The sequence below is a fragment of the Pedobacter sp. BS3 genome (assembly GCF_008274585.1).
Classification (GTDB): Bacteria; Bacteroidota; Bacteroidia; order Sphingobacteriales; family Sphingobacteriaceae; genus Hufsiella_A.
In genome coordinates this window covers 102,480-124,927 of record NZ_VTRT01000007.1, presented here as the reverse complement: position 1 = coordinate 124,927, position 22,448 = coordinate 102,480, and the positions used below count along the sequence as shown (strand labels likewise).

23 protein-coding genes are annotated in these 22,448 nt (G+C 46.2%); 6 read left to right on the top strand and 17 right to left on the bottom strand.

Annotation, left to right across the window (positions count from 1 at the left end; translation table 11 throughout):
• Positions 1-122: 122 nt before the first annotated feature.
• The 13 genes from FW774_RS17390 to FW774_RS17330 form a co-directional block, all read right to left on the bottom strand.
• Positions 123-407, bottom strand: a complete 285-nt coding sequence (locus FW774_RS17390; protein WP_149349495.1) for a hypothetical protein — start codon at positions 405-407, stop codon at positions 123-125.
• Positions 388-720, bottom strand: a complete 333-nt coding sequence (locus FW774_RS17385) for a hypothetical protein (RefSeq protein ID WP_149349494.1) — start codon at positions 718-720, stop codon at positions 388-390. The genes FW774_RS17390 and FW774_RS17385 overlap by 20 nt, the downstream gene beginning before the upstream one ends.
• On the bottom strand, positions 720-5,126 hold the full coding sequence (locus FW774_RS17380; RefSeq protein ID WP_149349493.1) for a phage tail protein: 4,407 nt from the start codon (positions 5,124-5,126) through the stop codon (positions 720-722). The genes FW774_RS17385 and FW774_RS17380 overlap by 1 nt, the downstream gene beginning before the upstream one ends.
• The gene (locus tag FW774_RS17375) at positions 5,126-5,542 is read right to left on the bottom strand and encodes a hypothetical protein (RefSeq protein ID WP_149349492.1); all 417 of its coding nucleotides are present in this window, start codon (positions 5,540-5,542) and stop codon (positions 5,126-5,128) included. Before FW774_RS17375 ends, FW774_RS17380 begins: the two co-directional genes overlap by 1 nt.
• Before the next feature lie 3 nt (positions 5,543-5,545).
• Positions 5,546-8,896: a hypothetical protein gene (locus FW774_RS17370; protein ID WP_149349491.1), complete on the bottom strand. Its 3,351-nt coding sequence runs from the start codon at positions 8,894-8,896 to the stop codon at positions 5,546-5,548.
• A 196-nt stretch (positions 8,897-9,092) separates the two neighbouring features.
• Positions 9,093-9,569: a hypothetical protein gene (locus FW774_RS17365; RefSeq protein WP_149349490.1), complete on the bottom strand. Its 477-nt coding sequence runs from the start codon at positions 9,567-9,569 to the stop codon at positions 9,093-9,095.
• Between the two features lies 1 nt (position 9,570).
• Positions 9,571-10,056 (bottom strand): hypothetical protein, encoded by a 486-nt coding sequence (locus FW774_RS17360; RefSeq protein WP_149349489.1) that lies wholly within the window; start codon positions 10,054-10,056, stop codon positions 9,571-9,573.
• 79 nt (positions 10,057-10,135) lie between these two features.
• Positions 10,136-10,624, bottom strand: a complete 489-nt coding sequence (locus FW774_RS17355; protein WP_149349488.1) for a hypothetical protein — start codon at positions 10,622-10,624, stop codon at positions 10,136-10,138.
• The gene (locus FW774_RS17350; RefSeq protein ID WP_149349487.1) at positions 10,621-11,124 is read right to left on the bottom strand and encodes a hypothetical protein; all 504 of its coding nucleotides are present in this window, start codon (positions 11,122-11,124) and stop codon (positions 10,621-10,623) included. Before FW774_RS17350 ends, FW774_RS17355 begins: the two co-directional genes overlap by 4 nt.
• Complete coding sequence (locus FW774_RS17345) at positions 11,121-11,567, bottom strand: lysozyme (RefSeq protein WP_149349486.1); 447 nt, start codon at positions 11,565-11,567, stop codon at positions 11,121-11,123. The genes FW774_RS17350 and FW774_RS17345 overlap by 4 nt, the downstream gene beginning before the upstream one ends.
• Positions 11,568-11,571: 4 nt before the next feature.
• The gene (locus FW774_RS17340; RefSeq protein ID WP_149349485.1) at positions 11,572-12,084 is read right to left on the bottom strand and encodes a phage holin family protein; all 513 of its coding nucleotides are present in this window, start codon (positions 12,082-12,084) and stop codon (positions 11,572-11,574) included.
• 64 nt (positions 12,085-12,148) lie between these two features.
• Positions 12,149-13,252, bottom strand: a complete 1,104-nt coding sequence (locus FW774_RS17335) for a hypothetical protein (RefSeq protein WP_197739878.1) — start codon at positions 13,250-13,252, stop codon at positions 12,149-12,151.
• A gap of 61 nt (positions 13,253-13,313) precedes the next feature.
• Positions 13,314-14,366, bottom strand: coding sequence for a hypothetical protein (locus FW774_RS17330; protein ID WP_149349484.1), 1,053 nt, complete (start codon positions 14,364-14,366; stop codon positions 13,314-13,316).
• A 182-nt stretch (positions 14,367-14,548) separates the two neighbouring features.
• Between FW774_RS17330 and FW774_RS17325 the strand changes: the two genes are divergently transcribed.
• The 6 genes from FW774_RS17325 to FW774_RS17300 all read left to right on the top strand — a co-directional run bounded on the left by FW774_RS17325 (position 14,549) and on the right by FW774_RS17300 (position 20,757).
• Complete coding sequence (locus tag FW774_RS17325) at positions 14,549-15,010, top strand: YfeC-like transcriptional regulator (RefSeq protein ID WP_149349483.1); 462 nt, start codon at positions 14,549-14,551, stop codon at positions 15,008-15,010.
• A complete protein-coding gene (locus tag FW774_RS17320; protein WP_149349482.1) occupies positions 15,007-16,515 on the top strand; it encodes a hypothetical protein in 1,509 nt (502 codons plus the stop codon). The genes FW774_RS17325 and FW774_RS17320 overlap by 4 nt, the downstream gene beginning before the upstream one ends.
• 2 nt (positions 16,516-16,517) lie before the next feature.
• On the top strand, positions 16,518-16,928 hold the full coding sequence (locus FW774_RS17315) for a phage protein Gp36 family protein (RefSeq protein ID WP_149349481.1): 411 nt from the start codon (positions 16,518-16,520) through the stop codon (positions 16,926-16,928).
• A gap of 12 nt (positions 16,929-16,940) precedes the next feature.
• A complete protein-coding gene (locus tag FW774_RS17310) occupies positions 16,941-19,643 on the top strand; it encodes a DUF935 family protein (RefSeq protein ID WP_149349480.1) in 2,703 nt (900 codons plus the stop codon).
• A 119-nt stretch (positions 19,644-19,762) separates the two neighbouring features.
• On the top strand, positions 19,763-20,266 hold the full coding sequence (locus tag FW774_RS17305) for a phage virion morphogenesis protein (protein ID WP_149349479.1): 504 nt from the start codon (positions 19,763-19,765) through the stop codon (positions 20,264-20,266).
• 59 nt (positions 20,267-20,325) lie between these two features.
• Positions 20,326-20,757, top strand: coding sequence for a hypothetical protein (locus FW774_RS17300; protein WP_149349478.1), 432 nt, complete (start codon positions 20,326-20,328; stop codon positions 20,755-20,757).
• Positions 20,758-20,785: 28 nt separating this feature from the next.
• On the opposite strand, the gene FW774_RS17295 is transcribed toward FW774_RS17300, so the two are convergent.
• The 4 genes from FW774_RS17295 to FW774_RS17280 all read right to left on the bottom strand — a co-directional run bounded on the left by FW774_RS17295 (position 20,786) and on the right by FW774_RS17280 (position 22,416).
• Complete coding sequence (locus tag FW774_RS17295; protein WP_149349477.1) at positions 20,786-21,097, bottom strand: hypothetical protein; 312 nt, start codon at positions 21,095-21,097, stop codon at positions 20,786-20,788.
• 64 nt (positions 21,098-21,161) lie between these two features.
• Positions 21,162-21,611, bottom strand: coding sequence for a hypothetical protein (locus tag FW774_RS17290; RefSeq protein WP_149349476.1), 450 nt, complete (start codon positions 21,609-21,611; stop codon positions 21,162-21,164).
• Positions 21,612-21,664: 53 nt separating this feature from the next.
• Positions 21,665-21,913: a hypothetical protein gene (locus FW774_RS17285; RefSeq protein WP_149349475.1), complete on the bottom strand. Its 249-nt coding sequence runs from the start codon at positions 21,911-21,913 to the stop codon at positions 21,665-21,667.
• Entirely contained in the window at positions 21,910-22,416 is a 507-nt protein-coding gene (locus FW774_RS17280) for a Bro-N domain-containing protein (RefSeq protein ID WP_149349474.1), read from the bottom strand. The genes FW774_RS17285 and FW774_RS17280 overlap by 4 nt, the downstream gene beginning before the upstream one ends.
• Positions 22,417-22,448: the final 32 nt, after the last annotated feature.

Below are 22,448 nucleotides of genomic sequence, written 5' to 3'. Positions count from 1 at the left end.
CGCAATAAAAAAGGTACGGACATACCTAACACAAAGGCCTTAGCCCTTGGCTTGGTATGTCCGTACCTTTATTGTTTGCCTACTGCGTCAGAAACATAGGCAAACAAAGTCAGGGGCTTTTTTTATTCCCCCTCTACCGGTTCGGGTGCGAATTGTGCGGCAATGGCTGTAAACTCGGCTGCAACGGCGGCCACTAAATCGGCATCGTATTCTCCGTTTGAAAAGATTACTTGCACCTGGTTGTTTGCCTTATTGATAAATACCGTTTGTTGCTGCTTGGCGCCCTGTGCCTTAATTGCCGAGGGCGGGTTGCCGTTTTCGCTTTCGTACTCAAAACCTAAATTCCAGCTATCTTGCTGCATGTTATCGTAATATTTGCTTACGATTTTAGTGTTTGTCCTTGCCATTTTTTGTTTCCTCCTGTTTTTTGATTTGTTGATATTTTTTTGATAAATATTCTGTGATTTGGGTTTGCACCCACGGCTTGTAATAGGCCGCTAACTGCACAATCGTTAAAATTTCTTCTAACTCCTGCTCGGTTACGTTGGCGGTTTCACCTTTGTGCAACGTGCGGGCAATGTCGCTTACCTCTATGGTAGAAGCTGCCATAAATATTTTATTGGCTGTATTTTTAGCTAAATCTTCTATTTTGAAAAGCTGCCCGTTTAGGTCTTTAACCTCAACCTCGTTGAGGTTAATTGCTATTTTTTTTGTTTCCATTATGAACGTCTATAAAGTTTTCCTGTAGTGTTATGGCGGCAAACGTATTGTACGTCGCTTGTACTTACCCCGGCATCGTTTATGTGTTGTATAGCAGCGGCATTCCATATAATGCCGCCGCTTTCGATATATAAAGACACATTACCGTTTGACTTAGTACTGTTAGCAGCCTTTAGGTATAGCGCTATATTTTGTCCGGCAAATATTCCGGTGTTTTCTGTTGTGTTTTCAATCCGGAACGTGATTGTATCGCTGCTACCGCCGTAGTTGCTATACAAATCAAATGCTATTTCGCGTTTGTTGGGTGCTGTTTCACCGTTAACTCTGTATAGAAAATAGCTTTCGGCCAGTGTTATGTAATTTGTGCCAGCAGTCCAGGCACTATCATCGCCCATGTGCAAATCATTCGTGCCAATTTCTAAAACGCCTATATGTCCCGTGGTTGCCGCTACCGTGGTAGCGACTATATCGAGCGCCTGAATGTAGGCTGCGTTAATGATGTTGGATTTGATATAATCGGCATCTAACAGACTGCTTTTAATGTATCCGCCGTCTATTATGGTAGTTCCTAACTTGCCAAGCTCTACAACGTCCTCGTAAGCCAAACTTTTTAAGCTGGCCACTAAAGCCGTATTTGCGGCGGCGGCGGCATCGGCGGCAGCTTGTGCGCTGGTTATATCTGCCGCTACATCTTCGGGGGCTGGTGTCCAGTCGGTTGCTTTGTTGCCACTTTCCGCTTTTGTCCATTCTATTTCGAAATAATCACCGGCATCACCTTGCGCCAGAACAAGGAATAAAGAGCTCCCATCGTTGATAAACGGTAAACTAATTATTCCGGAATCACCCACTAAGTCAGCACTACTAAGCGTGACATTGTTGTAAAGAAACACCCGGCTACAGCCGTAATTAACAACCTTAGCCGAAAACACTGTCTGACCTGCTGGCATTGTCAAAACAGTGTTGTATATTCCGCCACCATTAACGGTATCTGTTAATGTAACTCGCACTCCGCCAGGTATTATTTCCAACATTTCTTTTCCAGAGTTACTATTCCACCCTGTAAACCCACTTAGAAAACGGCTGTTTTTAAGGTAATTCCTACCCCCAACCTGCACATTATCTACCGCCGTATCTACATAACCCGTTGTAGCCCCGCCGCCATCTGAAACTATTTGCGAAGCGTTGAGCCGGGCGGCGTCTATCGTGCCGGACTTGATTGCGGTTGCATCCAGTGCAAGGGCGTTGATGTAAGTAGATGTTACTACGCTGGCTTGTATCCAGTCGACGTCTAAAAGCGTGGTTTTTACCTTGCCGCCGTCTATGACCGTATTGCCCAATTTTGCCACTTCTACAACGTCCTCGTAAGCCAAACTTCTAAGGCTGGCCACTAAAGCCGTATTTGCGGCGGCAGCAGCATCGGCGGCGGCTTGTGCGTTTGTTATACCGGCATCTATATCTTCGGGGGCGGGCGTCCAGTCGGTAGCTTTGTTACCTTTTTCAAACTTAACCCAATCAATATCTATATAATCGCCTATATCCGGGGTAGTAAAAAGAACATATACCCATGTATCGGCATTGGTAGGTACAATTTGTGTAGTTACTATGCTGTATTCGGTAGATACGTTTAGCTGACATATCGGCGCCGACGGTGAGAATGCTAACAAAATAGACACCGTTGATTTTATTTTTAGACTTAGCGTGTAGGTTTGTCCTGGTATTAACGGCGTTGTAAAATACATGTAAAAGCCGGGCGTTGAACTATTTTGATTACTAATCACATGAAGCACCCCGTCAATATTGCTTATTGTTACGTCTTTGTTTGGGAATACATTTTCTATACCGTTTGCAAAAATCGAATTGCGAATTAAATTCCTACCGCCAACCTGCACGGCATCGACGCGGCTTTGCGCATCAGCCGCGGCGGCCAGAATGGCGGCGGTTTGTGCGGCGCTGGCTTTACTGGTGGCATCACTTGCGGCGGCATCTATGGCGTTACTTTGCGCCGCGTTGGCCTTGCCGGTAGCATCGGCAGCAGCGGTTGAAATAGCTGCGCTTTGGGCGGCATCGGCTTTACTTTGCGCCCCGGCAGTAGTTTCCGCATTCCCGCCCGTAACTTCCACCACGCCTTTAAAATGCCCGTCTTTCAGGTAGACATTTTCGCCGTACAATCCATAACCGCTAAGGGCGCCAAAGTCGGCGTCGGTAATGCCATCTAAGCGCCCTAAGCGTACCTTTGTTTTACCGGTTAGGTTGCTACTGGTAACACCGTCTAACACATCTAAGTAAGGCGCATTGGTATCGCTGGCAGTAAGATACAATAAGCCTTGCCGGTCGGTATCATAACTATTTCCGAAGCGTACCAGTTCATCACCAACCGCCGGGGTGTCGCCCTCATTTAATTCCAACCAATAATACCCGGCTTCTAAATCGACAATTCTACCCCAATAATATTTTTGCGAAGTGCCGTTAAACACCTGACATCTTACAACATCGTCAAATGAGAGTGTAAAACCATCATCAAATTTTAGGGCATAATAGTTACTAAACAGATAATTGCACTCGATTATTTTACCGGTATCTGTTACGGCAATAGCCCCGTTTGTGCTGCGTATCTTATTAACTACTAATTCGTAAACATTGAACTGTTTACGAACCGTAAGGCTGTCGAATGTAGCGTTACCGGCTTCGTCTACTTTAAACCCGCTACCGGCTAAGCCGCTTACAAATTCGGTTGAGGTAAGCGATTTTACACGCACGTCGCTATCGGTTTTAACCGGCTGGTTTAGGTAGTCGGCAAATTGGTTGCCGTCCCATTTGTCACTGTCGGCGGCGTAATCGCTTAATAAGCTATGCCCAGCTTCGGGGGCATAATCGGCAATGCCCGCCTTTACCTTTGTGCCGGAAAGTAACAAATACCCGTCCTGTTCGCTCAGGCGGTTAAGGAATAAGTTTTTACGAAGCTGATTTATATCCAGCAGGCCGCTACTTTCAAGCAGTTGCAGCGTTTTTTGTTGCTGCTGGTATTGGCGAACAATTTCGTTTGCGCCTATGGTATCGCTCCAAACTACCTCGGTGTAATTATTTTCGTCTTGCAGGTCGCGGGTGTACTTCGCTATACGAAGCTCCACGTTTAGCCCCATATCGCCATCATACAGCGTTGCCGTATTGCCTAATTGAACATCAACAGCATTTTGTTTGATAAACAGACGATCGCAAGTGGCGGCATATTCGAGTAAAAACGCCGGTTCGCTGTTTTGATTATAGTAGGCATTACCGGCGGCAGCTAACTTGTTTTGCGCCTCTATTACGTAGCTTTCGGGCATAATAATATCGACAATAATATACTTATCGCCAACCGCCGGACGTAACAGGTCTGACGGCACGTCGATTGCCGTTTCGTCCGTGTTTTTGTTTATGGTAAACTGCTTTGTAGCGGCGTTGTAGTTAGATATAGTAAAGGTATAACCGGCTAATTGCCCGGTTTGAAAAGTCACTTTAGCGTCAAGCCCCGGCGCAAGCTGGGCGTTAATATCGAAATCCATTTCGCTATCGCTAAAATACTTCCAGTTGCCAGCCCCGGCCACAACGCCGGTAATAGTTCCAACACGTTGCGGGAATATGTCGGGAAATATTTGCGTAGCTTCAATAAGACCGTAAAGGGCTACTTTGCCGTTATCTTGTATATAGGTAGCACCGTCCGGCAGCAATAAGCTGTTAGCGCCGTAATTGGGCGGCAAATTGGTACTACCGCCACGCACGTAAAGCCGGGTAACAATATTAGCATTGGTTTTATTCTGCCGCTTGATATTGTACAGGCCGTTGCCTTTGCCGTATTCAAATGTTAATTCGCTGGCCTGTTCACGGCGTTGCAAATGGATAGTTTTGTTCTCTATCCAAAATTCTGTACTAAACGTGCTGGCTAAATCGTGCAGCGCCTGCAAGCAGTTTTGCGCCGAATAGGTAAAGTTTTGATAATCGGTTTCGTCTACTACGCCAACCGTCCAATTTGCGCCGGGGTAAGCCCGGTTTATATTTTCAACTATCAGACCGACAATGGTAGCGGCATTGCCCATTAAGCTAAACACCGGCTCTAACAAGTCGTTGTCCGGGTTAAGGAACTGCAATTGCACTTTAGCCAAATCGTAAAATTCGGCCTCAAACTGCAAGGTATATTCAAACCGTCGGTTGCCTTTTTTCTCTACGCTTGGCGATAGGTTTAATTTGTATGTACGCCCATAAACGGTAACATAATCGTTTATGCGAAAGTCTACATATTCGGATAACGTAAACTGCATGTCGACTATGTCAACGCCCATTGCTTCGCGTTGCTGCTGGCCGGTTGGCTTTACAGCTTTAACGAGTGTGGCGGGCGCACCGGGACGATATATGTTATAGGTAGTTGCCATTAGTCAATAGGTGTTATGGTGGCGGGGTAATCGTCGATTAGTACCAGGTTAAAGGATGCTATACTTCCGTAATCCTGCCAGTTGCTTACATCGCTGTACAGTAGCGTATATTGCCTGTTGATGCCGTAAGCCTTAAAGTTGAAGTATCCGGCGGTTTCTATCAATTCCTTAAAGGCTTGCAGCTTTGCTATATAGTCGGCCGTGTCGTTGCCTTTTAAAAGTACCGGGATGTTTAAAATCCGGCTTTCAAACACGGTTTGCTCATCGTCACGTTCTGTACCGTTTTCGTCGTTCCAATTGGTTTCTACGCCGGGTTTACGTTTAGCCAGTTTTAAAAGCTCCTTATATGTACCCTGCAAAAACATCAGGCCATAGGTAGCCGCATCAACGTTGTTTATTTTAAATAGATGTGCCATTTATTAACCTCCCATTGCCCGGCTTACGTTGCCGGAATTGTTAATTTTTTTATCGATGCTGGACAGCGAAATCTCAATAGCGTATAGCCTATCGGTATTATTTGCGGTACGTAAGGTATTGGCCGCTATTTCCTGCTGTGTGGCGTATTGCATACGCATTACCGCCAGTTGCTCGCCGCCGGTTTGGCTCATGGCTGCGAAGCCATTACGGGCAATTTCGTTACCCTCTAATGTGGCGATACGCTGGCCGCCAAACTGCCCGGCAAGTAAATCGGCTTGCTCGGCGGTAATACCTTTAATAGCGCCGGAAAGCGTGTTATCTGTTGCCGTGCTGGTACTGGTAAAACTTACGCCTGTTACCTGTTGCAGTTGGTTAAACTTGGCCGTGCCGTCTGCTATAATTTTATCGTATTGCGTTTTTAAAGCAGCTATTTCCTGCTCAGTTAGCTGGCTATCACTGTCAGCAAAGGCAGAAAATTGATTGTAAAAATCCTGTAGTTGGGCTTTAATAGCTGTTGTTTTAAAGCTGTTAATAATGGACTTTTTAATAAGCTCCTCGAAATTACCGGCAAAGTCCTCGGCGGCTATTGTGCCTTTTGCGAACATGTCGATAATGCTATCGGCCAGTTCATCAAAGCCTACGCCTGTTAGTTGTTCTTTGATAGCATTGTTAGCCTCGCTGATCTGCTTTTGCATGTTGATGTACGACTGTGCAATTTTGGCCGTCTTTTCGTCGAGCTTGCCAGTATCGATTAGCTTTTGCAGGGCTTCCAAGTCGTCCGTCCATGCCGTAGTACCGGAGTTAATTATATCAAATGCTTTTTTCCAGTCACCACCAACCACCCCGGCCTGATTCTTAATCACTTTTAGAGACCATTCACCGCTGTTATATTTTGCAATAATATTATCAACAACTTTATCTTCGCCGGTAATCCGGTATAAGCCCTGCAATTGCTTTTTTGCCTTATCGCTTTCGTCTTGCAGGCTTTGTAAAGCGCTTGCGTACTTTTCCAGCTTTTCGGTTCCGTACGCCTCGTTTGCCGCGTCGATTTGCCTTTGCAGGGCTTTGGTTACAGCCTCGACCTGCTTTAATTGCATTTCCCGCTCATAAGATTCCTGGGCTGCCCGTGCTTCTGACCGGTCGAATAAACCGACAATACCCTTAATAATACCCACGCCAGCACCCAGCACACCCAAACCGGCAGAAATTTTGCCCACGGTATCGGTACTGCTATCATTCAGTTTGTCTATATTTTTCTGAACGTCAACGTAGCTTTTAACTGCATTAGCCAGCGTTTCGGCAATGTGCCCGGTGCGTTCGTCTATGCTACCAAAGGTTGAGGCAAGGGCCTGAAAATCGTTTACCAGACCGTCTAAACCCTTACCGCTTTTTTTGCTTAAGCCCTCGGTCAAGCCGTCAAGCTTTTTAAGCATATCGGTACGGGCTTTGCCGGTTATATCGGCGGCTTGTAATTCCTTTTTAAAGCCGTCTATTGCGTCTAAGGTCTGTTTTTTAGATAGCTTAGCAACGTTATCAAACAGGCGTTTGTAGCTTGCCCATTTGGCTATGTTTTCCTCGTCTAACTTCGTTACAGCTTCGTCGCCTTTGTTTATTGCATTGTCTGCCTCCTCATCCTTGCCGGACGCCCGCAGTTCGGCAGCTTTGCGTAAATACTCCTGCTGTAAAAGCAAGCGTTTTTCGGCGTAAGTCTGAAACTCTTTAACAAGGGCGTCGTGTTCTTTTTGCTCGTCCTTTAAGGCGCTGGTTACACCGGCTCCTAACAGGTTGAGGCGCTCGGTCTGGGCGCCGGACGGCAGGCCGATAATGCCGCCCATAGTCAAAGCCAGCTTACTTTTTAAATAATCGCTGTATTTATCAAACTGCGCCTTTTCACTGCCGTACCGCTCTTTTGCTTTTTCTTCGCCAAAGTCCGCCCGGTACTTCTCAAAGTCGGCAAATAATTGTTTTTGCCGTTCAAGCTCGGTTTTTAGTTTTTCGGTATCTTGGCGGTAAAGTAAATCGCCGGTAGCGCTTTGCTCTACGGGGTCTAATACGCTGGCATCGATTAACGCTGCCTTGTTTTTGTTCTTTGGGTCGGCGTTGTATTTTTTTAGCTTTTCGTTTTCGTCGGCTATAATCTGCCTTACGCGGGCAAACTTCTCTTTAAGCGCTTGTAACTCCTCCTCGTCTTTTGTGTAGCTTTTACGGGCGTATTCGGCATCTAAAGCGGCAATTTTATCCAGCACACTTTTACGGCCAGAAAGCAGGGTATCTAATTGCTGTTGCTGTATGCCGGTATTTTTATTGTCACCGAATGGATTAATGTTAAAAGCCTTAGCAATTTCAGAAGCGCCTTTTTCATATTCTTCCGAAATTGATTTGTAAAAATCGGCGACTTTGTTTTTTTCAGTTTCTTCATCTTTTCGCCGTTTATCTGCCTGTTTCTTTCGTATTATATCGGCTTGTTTATTAATATTGTCAACATCCACGGGGGCGATAGACCCGGGGCCACCAACAGCCCCGGCATTTCTATTAAGAACATCCATAACTTTATCCCAAGTTGTTAGGGCATCGCTATCGCTTTTATTCTTTGCCATACGGGCTTCTATCAAGGCATCTGCATATTTAGCCGCCGCCTTTTCGGCAATAGCCTTTTTTAAAGTCATTTCAATAAATGCAGGCGCTTTATCCGCTATGTTCTTTTCAGCTTTCGAAAGGTTATCAACCAAGCCCAGCGATTTGCCAAGTGTGTTATTATACTCCTCTAACACTTTCTTTTTATCTAAAAATCCCTGCTTAGCCAAATCTATATTAGTTTTCATGGCCTGCACATCAGTTATAGCGCTTTTAAACTTGGTATTCTTCATACTATCGCTAAGAGCCTCAAAACTAAGTTTTGCCTTGTCTATAGCCTCCTTGCCCTTAAACAGCGATACAAAGAAATCCCCTATCTCTTTGCCGTAAACCGTCATTAGGGTAATACCCAACGATAAGGCCGTGCCCCAACTAAACAGGCCGCTTGCCAGTTGCTTCCATACCGGTATACCCTTTTGCCCATTGGCGGCAAGGTCGGCGTTTTCTTTACGCAGGCGGCTTATCTGGTCAATTAAAATCGGGATGTTGTTAGCGATTGCCATAAACCTGGTTTGCGCCGAATAGGTAAAGGCGGGTAATTCCCGGGTAATTTGGTTAATTGAATTTTGCAGGCCATTAAAACCAGACACAGCCTTCCGGGCGGCCGCCTCGGCATCAAAACCCACGCCCTTAATCTGGTCGCGTATTTTGGCAGCCTCGGCGGTTGCTTCCGGGGTGTTTAGTTTAAAGTCTACACCTAATTCTAAATCGGCACTCATAAACCTAATATTTTGGCAAGCTCATCACCTTGCACGGTTTGCGGTTCTTTTTTTACCCACTTCATGCCGGGGGCGTCGGCCAGCATCATGCGCAAGGTTACCCAGGGCATACGCCACAAAATTTTTTCGTAATCCCAGCCGGTTTTCTCGGCTATCAGGTAAATAAGTCCAAAGAGGCTATGTAAGCCTACGGCTTTTAACTCCTCTTTTGCGTCTGTTGGCTCATGGTCGGTTCGGTCAATCTCATTGTCCGTGTCAACCTGATAAAATCGATAAAATCCGCTATACCGCCGCCAAGTACCACAACCTGCATAATGTGCAGCATAGCGTTAAAGGGCATGGCTTCCTGTAGGTATTTAGCCAGCAGGCGGCCAAACAGCCAGCCCCGTTTTTTGCCGCCAAGCAAAAGCAAAGCGGTCATTTTGCTAACCGTACCGGTATGCTTTACCTGTAGCTTTAAGGCGTCATCAACGGTTATATTGGCTAAAAAATCGTCCGTTACCCCCATGCTTAAACGTAGGCGGGTTACGCGTAACATCGTTCCGGCGCTGGGCTGCTTTACGCGTACAATCAGGTGCTTTTTACCGAATAGCCTAAATAACCAAGGGGCGCCGATGGGTATCGGCTGCCCTTGGTTTAACAGCGTTTCGGCGGCTTTAATTTCCGTCTCCATATTATGCCGCTGGTTTACCGTATGTTAATGGAGCTACGCCCGCTTTGGTTGGCAGTAACACTTTACCGTTAATACGTACAATGTTCACATCAGTAGTGGTAAACGTACCTACTAATGACGCGGTAATTTTTACCCGTGGAAACAGCCAAACATTGTCTTGCAAGTCTGTAATCTCTATGGTACGCTCAACGGTTACAACACCTGCCGCCTCGTGGTATAGTATGTTTGGCGCTTCGCCGGTAGTTGTACCGCCGGTTAGGTCGGCAATAATTTCCGGGTCAAACGTTAACAGGTCAAAGTCAAGGGCGGTAATACCCTTTTTAGTTTGTACAATGGCCGGGGTACTTTCGCCCTCGGCATAAAATTCCGTATCGGTTGGAGCGGCGGGCGTTACCTTAATGGTATTTTCCCTAACCTGACCCGGTACGGTTAATACAGTAGCGGCTCCGCCATCTACTGCAATTTCGCCGATTTTAATCGACTTCATTCCGAATGAATACATTTTAAATTGCTTTTAAATGGTTTTAAAATCTGTTAAAACCCCACTTTCGCGGGGTTTTTGTTAATTACTTGCTTGCCTTTTCGGCTGCCTTTAACTCGGCTTCCTTTTCGGCAATTTTGGCGGCGATGTTTTCCGTTTTCATAAAATTGCTTGGCTTGCTGTCGTACAATTCAATGTAGCGTTTCACCAGTGCCGCCCGCTCGTCGTCGGCTGATTTTTCGGATTTGTCTTTGTCGCCGTCGGCTTCGCCGGTATTATCGGCAGGTTTGGACTTGTCTGCGTTTTCGGTAGATGCAGGGTCGGTATTATCAGCCGGTTTTTTGTCACCATTGGCCGGGTCGGCTTCGCCGGGTGTGTCGGCGAGCTTATCGCCGAATTTTTCTACAATTGCCTTATAGTAGGTGGTAACCGCCTTATCTTTCAGACCAGACGCCCAACTTTCGGCGTAATGTTTTGCACGGAATAAATTACCGTCGCTGGTGGCGTAGACCTTGTCTTCGCCCTCGTTTTTGGCAAAAAAATCTTTTAGCCGTTCTAAGAACTCGTTTTTCATAGTAGTTTTTCAATTACCCACCAGATTAGCAGGGCGGCAGCCACTACGGCGGCCAGCCACACCCATACCGGCGGGCGTTTTACAGATAGTTGTTTTTCGGTGGTTTGGCTTACGCTTTGCGCACGCCGCACCTGGGTATTTTCTTCGCTGCTAACCGTGAGCTTTGACCGGGCAACCGGCACGGCCTCGGCGGTATAGTTAACCTTAGTACCCGGCTTACCGCCAGTAACCTTTAGCTTTACCTTAATACCGTTGCTGGTAAACTCCCCGCTGTCGGTTCCGGTACTGTCGGCAACGGCAAACACACCGGTAAGGCTGTCGCCGTAGTAGTCGGTTTGCAGGCTGCTAACGGTATGTCGGTTGCTTAAGCTATCGTTCAGCGTTACGGTCTGCAACACGGTTTTAACCGCCTTTTTGCGTACGCCGCAACCGGCTAAGGCCAGTATTAACATAGCCGCAAAAACCAACAGCTTTATTAATTGCACTTGTATCGGTCTCATGGCTTAAAGAATAGGTTTGCTTCACGCTTACGGCGCTCCACAAGGGTTTTACTTACTTGGCCTCCGGCGGTAATCCAGCGGTTAAATTGCTGCCGTATTTGCTCCTCATTTGCCCGGCTGTTAATTCGCTGCAATAGCGTTGAATTGCTAAAGCCAGCCACACCAACGTTATAGCAAAAACTTACCAGTGCATTAAACTGGTTTTGTGTTAAAGGCAATCTTACACCGTTGTTAACGGCAGCCTCGTAATTTCTTACCACATTATCAAACAAGTTATAAGCTTGTTCTTTACTTATGGTATCGCCCTCTTTTACCTTTCGGCCATCAGGGTAATAAGTGCAGCCTATGCCTATAGTCCACACTCCTGCACTATCTTTATAGGCTTTTAAACGTAACCCCTCCTCGTTAAACAGAAAGGTTTTACCTGCAATGTCTATTTTCATAGCGTTAGTTTAATAGGGAGTTAATTTTGTCCTGTATCTTGCTTATCCAGTGCGTTTTGTCTTTACCGCTTATTACGCTTAGGTTTTCGAGTATCGAAACCATGTTTTCGAGTGTTATTTGCGCCACAAAAAATATGTGCAGCCAGTCAAACAATGCCGCCGCTACGTCTTTACCGTGTGCGGTAAAGCTGGTGCTTAGCAGGTAAGGCACGGCAATCAATATCAGGTAATAGGCACATTTAAACGTAAAGCGGCTTAGCTTCATACTGCTTAACACCTCCCCACGTATATGCGAAGCCCAAATACCACTTACAAGCTCGGCCAGAAATACCACAATTAAGGCGCAAAAAGCGTAGGTGTCTAACCCAAATAAGCGGTCTATTACCGGCGCTGTTGTGCTTATAAACAGGCTGGCCGTTGTTAGCTTATACTTGCTGCTTGGTGCAAGGCTTTGTACAAATTCCAATATGCTGGAATAGTCAAACGTTTGAAGCAAGCGGACAAAATAATTTTTCACGTTGTTTAAAGGTTAAGCGGGTGGCACTCGGCCTCCCCGCTATTGTTAATTAACCTGTTTATTGTTAGGCGGTGGCAGCTTGTTTAATCACCATCACCCCGTCGAAATTTTCACGCCTTGCACGTGCGCCGCAACGCACTAAGAAGCTATACACGTCGCCGTAATAGGTTGGGTCATCGGTTTTTTCAAAAAACTTAACATCGCCCATAGCAAACTCCATGCAATTGCCATTGTAGAACACAATACCCTCATTGTCAGTTGCAGCACCCTCGGCGCTAAGCGGTTTAAACGCTCCGGTATTATCCAACACAAATACGGTACTGCGCACCATAATCTTAAACCCGTAAGCGCTGTACATAATACCACCCCTGCGCTCGGCCTCGCTAACAGCAGCCATATAAGTGGCAGTTACCTGGCTTTCTGCCGGGAACATTTGGGCAGCAGCTTCGCCGGTAATAATAGCGTACATGCGCCCCTCTGTCCAAAGTTTCTTGCGGATAAAGAAACTTTGTGCCCGTTGCAAATCGCCCAGCTTATAGGCCTTACGGTTGCCGGTAGCACCGGGGGCGGTTGCTGCTACAGCATCGCCGGTAGTGCTTAAAATATTACCGGCAGGCAAAGCAGTAGTAGTACCAATAGCCGCTTTAACCATACTTAACAAAACGTCCTCGGCTACTTCCTCGGCCAGCTTTGCGCTATCTTCACGCAATACGCTGTTACGCTTGTCATAGCTAAGCTCGTGCGTATCGGCGTTGGGAATTAAAATCGGGTCGCTGGTAAACTCGTTAATCTGGTAGCTGGTTGGCGTGTCGGTACGCTGTTTAACCTCTGCCGGTAAGGTGGTACGGTTTTTCTTGACAGCGCTGGCCGCACCCGCTTGCGGTATGTGTACATTTCGACCGTCAATGTAGCTTTTATCGACTTGTACAAACGTGCTTAAAAAAGCATTGTCTTTATAGAGGTTTTCCTCTATATGGTTTTGCCAAATGTCCTTTTGGATGGCCGCCCAAAGTACAACCTGAGGCGAAGTGATAAAACCCAGCGCTACGCCAGTTGCAAGGCCAGCCGGTACAGAATAGGCGATATTTACGCCCAGAAAGGCAAACACAAGCATAAACACGAAGATGTTATACAACAGGTTTGCCGGTTTTAACTTAATAGTTTTCATAGGTAGATGATCTAAAAGGTGTTTTTTAAGATGTTTTTAATAAGTGTTTTGGTAGGGTCAGTTAACCGGCGTAATCTTTGCCGTACTTGTCTTTAAAGAGCTGCTTAAACAGGTTAATGTCCGCCGACTTCAACTGGATAAGCTGGCCGGATTTATCAAGGTCGTCCCAAGTTTTGCCGGTGTATTTTCCAGCAGTCTGTGCACTGCCTGCTGACAGCTGGGTCTGCACGGTCGGCGTGCCTGCTTTTACACTCAGCAGTTTTTCAACACTGTCGTAATTAGCTTTAGCAAGCTCCACGTACATCGGCTTTTCGTCGGCCGTAATTTTGCGGGCATCTACAGCACCCTGTACCAAACTTTCCACTTTAGCAGTCAGCTGGATTTGTTCAGCTTCGGCAAGCTTGTCTAAAGCTTCCTGCTTTTCGCGGCTAAGGGTTTCAATTTGGGTTTTCTGCCGGGCTGACAACTGCACCACCTCGGCAATCTTTGTTTCAAATTCGTCGGCCGTGGTTAACTCCTTCACGCCCAACAGCGCCGCGGCTTTGGCGGCGGTTAGTTCGATTTTGTTCATTTCTGTTTCTATTAAAGGGTGTTTAATAAGCGGGATTGCGGCGTTTTCGCCGGACAGCGAAAGCTGAATTAATTCGCGGTTGTCGTTGTAAAGAGCAACCTGCAGGGCATCGTCATTACCGCCGATGTCGCACAGGCTTATTTCTTCAAGGATAGATTTTACAAGGGTTGCGCCCCGCTGGCCGGGAACAAGGTATTCGGGTTCCTCACTCCAATCTACAGGACGAAGCCCGGACGAAGCCATACGAATAGTGCCGTTTTCGTACTTTTTGTAAATACGCATGGCAAATGCATCAGTGTCGTCAAACACAGGCAGGCCGGTTATAACCTTTCCATATTCGGGATGCGTTTCCCGTTTTAGCTCAATCACATTACCAAGGGGAAGTATGCCGTTTTCGCTTGGAGAAAATGCACGGGTGTGCATCCACAGCATAACCGGGTTTTTTTTATACTGACTTAATTCTATGCCATCTGTAAGCACCCGGAAACCGTAATAATTAACCTGTTCCGATGTGATAATAATACGCTTGCTTGCCCTTTTCATTTGTCGCTTTTTCGCTGATTGCTGGCACAAACGTAAAGCGGTTAAAACGGCTTAAAAAATGCGCTATTTGTATCATAGCACTGGTTTTTAGTTATCATAGCAATTATTGCTATGATATAATTTCTGCGTTTTTACCCCCCTCTTTATAAGTGCAATTTTGGGCTACATCTACCAAAAAAAACATGAAAAAACGGCTCACAAAAGAGGAATTGGAGCGGGTTAAAAGCCATGCTAAAATTTTGTATACCCGCGAGGGTTTGACGCTGCAAAAAGAACTTGCCCAGCGTGTCGGGGTAAGCGAAAACACCATAAGCAAATGGGTTATCGAGGGTAAGTGGGAAAGCCTGAAAAAAAACTTTCTGCTAACCCGTGAGGAACGTATGAGCGACCTACTGGACGAGCTTACCGAAATACAAGAGTTTATTAAAAACCAGCCGGAAGGGCGGCGCTTTGCCGATAGCAAATTAGGCGATGTACGGCGCAAGCTGATTAAGGATATAAAGGAGCTTGAAACCAACGCCAGCCGCGAGGAAATAATACACGCCCTTACCAAGCTAATACAATTTGTACGCCCCGAAAACCTGAACGATGCCCGGATAATAACCCAATGGGCGGACGTATTTATCAAAACCTTATTGCGATGAAAACGGGCTTAACACACGCGGAACGGCAAGCCCTGTTTGATTGGGATAAATTCGTTATGGATATGAACCGGGATAACCCGGTAGACCGTGACGAAAGCGAATTAGCCAAGCGAAAGCGTATTGAACGGCTTGAAGCCGACGACGAGACTTGGTTTAAATACTATTTTGCCAATTTCTATACCGCCGAACCGGCAGACTTTCACAAGGCCAGCACCCGGCGCATAATGAAAAACCCGGAATGGTTTGAGGCCAGACCGTGGAGCCGGGAGCTTTCCAAATCTGGTCGTACCATGATGGAAGCGTTAAAACTTTCGCTTACCGGTAAAAAACGTAATTGGTTTTTAGCGTCAAACAGCTATGATAATGCCGTAAGGCTGTTACGCCCGTACAAAGCCATTTTAGAGAAAAACGAGCGTATAATTAACGACTATGGTATACAACGCAGTTACGGCAGTTGGAGCGATGGCGAATTTATCACGCTTAAAGGAGTAGCATTTAGGGCAATTGGTGCAGGCCAGTCGCCACGCGGTAGCCGTAACGACGAGGTTAGGCCGGACGGTATTATAGTAGACGACTTCGATACCGACGAGGATTGTCGTAACCCCGAAACGGTCGCACAAAAATATGATTGGTTAGAGCGTGCTTTAATTCCTACCCGGTCTATATCAGTGCCTTTACTGGTAATTTTCAACGGCAACATTATCGCCGAGGATTGCTGCATGAGCCGGGCAATGGCTGCCGCCGACTATTACAAAATAGTCAACATCCGCGACAAAAACGGCAAATCCACATGGCCGCAAAAAAACACCGAGGAGATGATAGACATTGCCTTACGTAACCTTAGCTATAAGGCTATACAGGGCGAATACTATAACAATCCGATAACCGAGGGTCGCGTATTTAAAAAGCTCAATTATGGCAAAATCCGGCCTTTACGCGAATACCGGTTTTTAGTTGCCTATACAGACCCCAGCTACAAAAAGAAAGGCGACTTTAAGGCAACCGTTTTGGTAGGACGCTGGAAAAACGAGTACCACGTTATTAAGGTTTTTTGCGCCCAAACCACAACCAGCGAGATGCTGGACTGGAACTACGAAATTTTAAAGTTTGTTAACGGACTTGTTCCCGTCTATTTCGACATCGAGTGGCCGTGGATAGACGAACCTATAAAGCAGGAAATTGCGGCAGCCAACAAACGCCATAACCTTAGCTTACACCCCAAGCCAGACGACCGGGACAAGCCCGACAAATACCATCGGATTGAAAGCCGGTTAGAACCCCTTAACCGAAACGGTGAACTTGTATTCAACATCGACGAAAAGGACACCGAGCACATGAAAAACATGCAGGGGCAATTTTTAGCCCTTAGCCCAACCAGCCGGGCGCATGACGACGGACCCGATGCCGTAGAGGGTGCAATCTATAAGCTCGACGAACGCACCGCAAATAACATCGATAACATTCAAACCATAAACACCGCAAAACGCGGTTCTAAACGCATATAACCATGTTTCTAACCAAAGAAGATTTATTTACGCACATCTACGAAGGGGCAATAGATGCTATTAGCGATAATGATGTCCAGCTACTTAACTCGGCCATTGCGGCCGCCGTTAGCGAAGCAACCGGCTACCTTAGTCGCTTCGATACTAACGCCCTGTTTGCTGCCGAAGGCGGCGACCGGGACGCCTCACTGTTGCTTTTTATGAAAGACGTCGCCAAGTGGCATTTTATTAACGTTGCCAATCCCGGCGTGGAATACGAAGCTGCTAAAGAACGCTACCAACTGGCCATTAAATGGCTGGAAAAAATACAGGCGGGTAAAATCAGCCCGGCGGGCTGGCCGCTGCCGGAAAGCGAGCAAGATTTACCGCCGTTCATTATCACCAGCCGTCCAAAACGCGGGAACTATTTCTAAAGACTTTCAGTTATGAGCTACACAGAAACAACCATTGGCTTTAAGCCCCAAAAAACAGCAGACGGCAACGCCCAGCCTGCCGTTGTGCAGAAAATTACGGTAATGCCGTACACCCGCAGAAGCGTTGACCTCGACGACTGGCGGAACGCATCCAAGGCAGCAGAAAGTTTAATCCCTCGCCGGGTTGCACTCTACAACCTATATCACGACATAAGCACTACCGACGGGCAGGTAATTGCCGTTTGGCAGAAACGCATAGATGCGGTTACCTCGGCCGAATGGCAGTTTACCGACAAAGACGGCAACCCGGTTGAGGAAATAAACCAGCTGATTGACTGCATCGGTTTTGACGACTTGCTTACTGAAATTATGAACAGTAAGGCTTGGGGTTACAGCATGGTTGAACCGACGTTTTTTAAAAACGACAATGAGCAAAACGAATTTGCCGTTTATTCCATCCCGAAAAAACACATGCGCCCGGAACGGGGCGTTATTGCGTTTGACCAGCACGGCGACGAGGGAATAAACATCCGTGAGGGTATTTATGCAAAAACCATTATGGAATTTGGTAAGCCGGACGATTTGGGGCTGTTCCTTTCCGCCAGCATGTACGCCATTTTAAAGCGGGGCGACATAAGCGATTGGGCGGAGTTTATAGAAATATTCGGCCGGGGAATTATCGACGCGGAATGGGACGGCTTCGATGAAGGCCAGCGCCAAAAGCTTTCTAAAGCTATTTTAGACATGGGCGGGGGCGGTGTAATTATCCGCCCTGCTGGCACTAAAGTCGATATTAAAAACAATACCGGAAATGCCAACGGCGACCTGCAGGCAAAGTTTGCCGATAAAATGGACGCCTACATAAGCAAGGTACTTTTAGGCTCTACCGAAACAACCGACAGCAGTAAGTCGTCCGGTTATGCGCAGGCGGAAATTCATCAGGAACAGGACGAGAAGAAAAACGAAACGGATTTAACTTTTGTCCGCCGTTACCTGAACAGCCGTTTTATAAAAGTTCTGAAAGCGCACGGGTTCGACACAAAGGGCGGAACCTTTGTACTTAAGAAAACAAAGAAGCTAAACAAAGAGGCTTACGAGGTACATAAATCAATGCGTAACGATTTAAAAGTGCCGATAGACGACGACTTTTTTTACGAGGAATACGGCGTAAGAAAGCCCGATAACTACGACGAGCTAAAAAAAGCCCTTGACGATAGCGAAAACGAAGATTTGCCCGAAAATACCCCCGAAGAAATTGCACGTACCCCCCGGCGTTCGGGCAAAAAAACTGCACAAAAGCCCGGCGACGACAAAGAGGAACTAAGCATAAAGCCGGGTATCTGGCGGCGTCTGTTACGGCTTTTTCAACCAGCCCCGGTATTAGCAGCAATGCCGATAGCCGGGGCGTGCCAGTGTGGCGAAGCCCACACGATTAAGTTAGCCAGCATACCCGATATGGATATAAAGGCTTTTGCCCTAACCGTATGGCAGGCTAAAGGCAAAAATTTCATGTACCCCGATTTATTTTTTCGTAATGCAGAGGCATTATTAGGGGCATTCGTTAAAGGCTGGCAGGAAAAGCCCAAACAAGTTAAGCTAACGGACTTGGGCTTTGAATACGGCTATACCGACCCCAAAATACAAACAGCATGGGAGCTAAATTTATTTCAGTTTAGCGCTATAAAAGCAGCCGCACAAAGCGCCGAGGTAAACGCGTTATACCGTAAAACGTCCAATTTTGACGAGTTCTACCGGCTGGTAAAAAAGCTGTACGGTGTAAAGGATAAACAGCACTTACTAACCGAATGGCAAACGGCCAATGCTGTTGGCGAAAGTGCTGCCACATATTACCGGCTATTGGGGCAAACCAAAGTATTTAAGTACTGGCGGTACATGACCCAGCTTGATAACAAAGTACGGGTTGAACACCAGGAATTACACGGCATTACGCTGCCGTGGGATGACCCTATTTGGAATAAGCTATTTCCGCCGAATGGTTGGGGGTGCAGGTGTTACATTGTCCCGGTATTGGAAAGCGAAGTAACCGAAGCTGAAATAAAAACCAGCCGCAAGCGTGCATCTGATTTTTTTGATACAAAAGAATGGGAGCGGTCTGTAAATAGTGGCTTTGGCATTAACAGGGCGAACGCTAAAGAGGTATTTTTAGAAAGCCAGCAGTATAGCAGCACACCGGATAAGGTGTTAAATAATGTTGGGCAAATGTACTACGACGATTGGGGTATGCAGCCAATTTTAGACCGGCAGGCTAAGGCTACCGAAACATATACCGGGGCGGATAGTCGGGATATTATTACCCAATTTTACGAAAAATACAAAATTAGCAGCCGCAAAATGGTTTTAACAGACTATAACAACAGGGACGTTGTAATAGAAAAGAACCGGCTTTACGGACACACAAACCCCAACAATGAAAACTATAAAGACAGGTATAAATACCTGCCGGGATTAGAAGATGCCATAAAGAACCCCGACGAGGTTTGGATTAATAACGATAGCAGCAGCCAGTTTGATAGCTACGTGTATATAAAATACTACAAAAACACAATTGTAAAAGTTATCTGCAACATAGACCAGGAGGGGAATTTAAGTATAAACACATGGTATAATGTAGTAATAAAAGATACGTCAAGCTTAAACAAGGAAAACGAAAACGATTTATACAGGCATAGGCGGGGATTGCCTGTAAAAAAATAAGGCAACGTTAAATTTAACATTGCCTTATTGCGCCTCCCTGCAATTTTTCAGCAGCGGTATTAAGTACTCCTTTGTACGGCTAACGGTACAAAGGTATAGTTTTATTTAAAAAACTAAAAATGAACGATTTTGATAGTAAGCTAAATAGCTTCTTTAACAACCTTAATGACAAGCTGCAACAGCAGTTCCCTAACATTTTAGCCGAAACCGCTACCGAATATTTTAAAGAGCGGTTCATCTATAAAGATTGGGACGGCGTACCCTGGCAGCCGTACGGTAACCCCAAACGTGAGCCTAAGCGGGGCAGCTTATTGAACCGTTCGCCGGGCGGCCTGATGAGTACTATTAGGCCGTCTGTTATATCGCCAACGTTAGTACGTATAAACGCCGGTAGCGCTAAAGTACCGTACGCCCGTGTGCATAACGAGGGTTTACGCGTACGGGCGGTGCAATACGTACGCCCGCACCACAATAATAATTTTATGGGCAAAGGGCAGCGGGTACAGATACAAGGCCATAGCCGCCGGATAGATTTTACCATGCCCCGGCGGCAGTTTATGGGCAAAAGCCATCCGCTTTTAAATGCCGTTAAAAACCGTTTTAAAACACTTATAAAACCCTAAAATCCGTGCAATCCATTATATCAGTGTAATCCTATCAATCCGTGTAATCACATAAAACAATGAAAACAATTTATTTAAACACGCTCGATAAGCTGGGCGAATTACCAACTATCCAATACGCCGACCGTGACCGGGGGCAAATTGACAAATACGAGGGTAAACCGGCTGTAAAATTCCCGTGCTGCCTTATTTCTGTTAGCCTGCCAAAGCGTAAGAATTTAGACACCCATACACAGCTATGCAATGTAACGGTAACGCTTCGTTTTGCCTTTGAGCGCCTAAACGATGCCAGCAACATAGCCAGCGAAACCCGCCGGGCGCAAGCGGTAAAATATTACGATACGGTAGAAGCTGCCGAAACGCTATTTCAGGGCTGGAATTGTGGCGGGAAAACTTCGCCGTTAGAATGTACCGCAACGGTAGACGAGCAACGCCCGGATATGGATATTGTGCGCTTTACCTTTACCGGTACGTATGTAAAGGATATTTAACCCTCCCCTTTGGGGAGGCCGGGAGGGGCTACCAATTAAAATGCGGGTAACGTTTACGGAGCGCCGCCCGGTCTGGGTTGTTTTGCTTTATGTCTTTTAACAAGGCATCGTTTTCGGTAAGCCGGGCTATGATGGTTGTACCGGCAATAAAAAACTCTTTCTCCATTATGGCAATGGCATCATCAAAGCGTTTGCGGGCAATGTGGTAGTAATAGTAAAAACGATAAGCAAGGCAGGTATCACGCTCGGCAGTAAACACGCTCTTTTTACCCTTGCGGCTGCTGTCGGGGGTAAATGCGGCGGGAAAGATTGCGGTAAGGGTTTGGCTGCCTCGTATCATAGTACTGTCGTACAAAAATAGCAGCCAAACCCTTGCTAATAAAATTGAATTTTGAAACGTTTTTTTACCAGCTTTCGCCGTTATCGTCAAACTCATGCAGGTAACCAAAGTTTTTTACAAAATTTTGGCTTACGCTGTTTACTTCTATGGGTTTAACAGAATACACAAACCGGCCTTTACTTGCTGCAACTAACAGGTATTTACCATAAGGCACATTATCAATTTTAGCCGTACCGGTTACATCGGCCTCAGCCCTGTAATCATAATATACAATTTCATCACTTCCAGAAACCTGTAGTGCGCCTATTGAGTAGTTTACATAGCTTTTATCATAACTTTTGCCAGTTTGCTTAAACAGGTAAATACGGGCGCCAACATCGGCCTTGTAACCCTGAAAGTCGTTGTAAAAATACGATAACTTAACCTCTATACTTCCGGTTTTAGGTTTATCGTCGCTCTTTTTGCAGGCACTTAACAGGATAGCAGCGGTTAAAATAAGTAGTGTTTTTTTCATGGTTTATAAATAAAAAAGCCCCGGCGGTATTGCCGGGGCGTAAAGTTAATTATTTAAAAAACATCGTCAATATGTATATCCATATGCACGCAGCGCAGCGGCCCTGCCTCAAATGTACGGCCGATGCTTTCCACCAGTTCAAACTGATACTCCTGGTATGCCTGCCGACTGGCAAACTTATTATTGGTAATTATGCGATGCATCAACAGTTCGTTGTGTTTCCTGGGCATCAGGTTCCAGCCATTAAGGCTCATCATGACTACTACAAGGGTATGCAGGTCAAGTTTTTTATGCTGTTTCATTCCGCACCCCCTTTCAGTTTATTAGCTATACGCAAACGCAACCCGGTATCCTCTATCAAACACACGTCGGCCATAATATCTAACAACCGTTCGGGGCTTAACCGATTATGGTTACGCCTTTTTACTGGCGGTAGCTGTACCTGCGGGGCGCTTACCTGCAATATCAGGTTTTCAGCCCAGTTCCTAAACTGCTTTGCCCGCTCGCTCTTAATAAAAAAGCCCAAACGCACTATGCCCGCTTTTGTCCAGTACACAGCGTGGGGCTGGGCGTTTTTACCAAGGGTGTCGAAAATATCGACACCCTTTACATAGTGCTTTCCATAAACAAACTCATTGAGGTTTTTAGATAAATGGTCTCTAACCGTACCGGCAGAAACGCCGTAACCGGTAGCCACATCTTTAACGGGCATTAAAAATTCATGGCTTGGGTTTTGAATAACCGCTACCGCCAAACCATCGGTAACTTGCAGGTTAAGCACCTGCTGATTTTCTTTGTAAGTCATGAAAAGAAAATTACACGCAGAAGCCCTGTTAC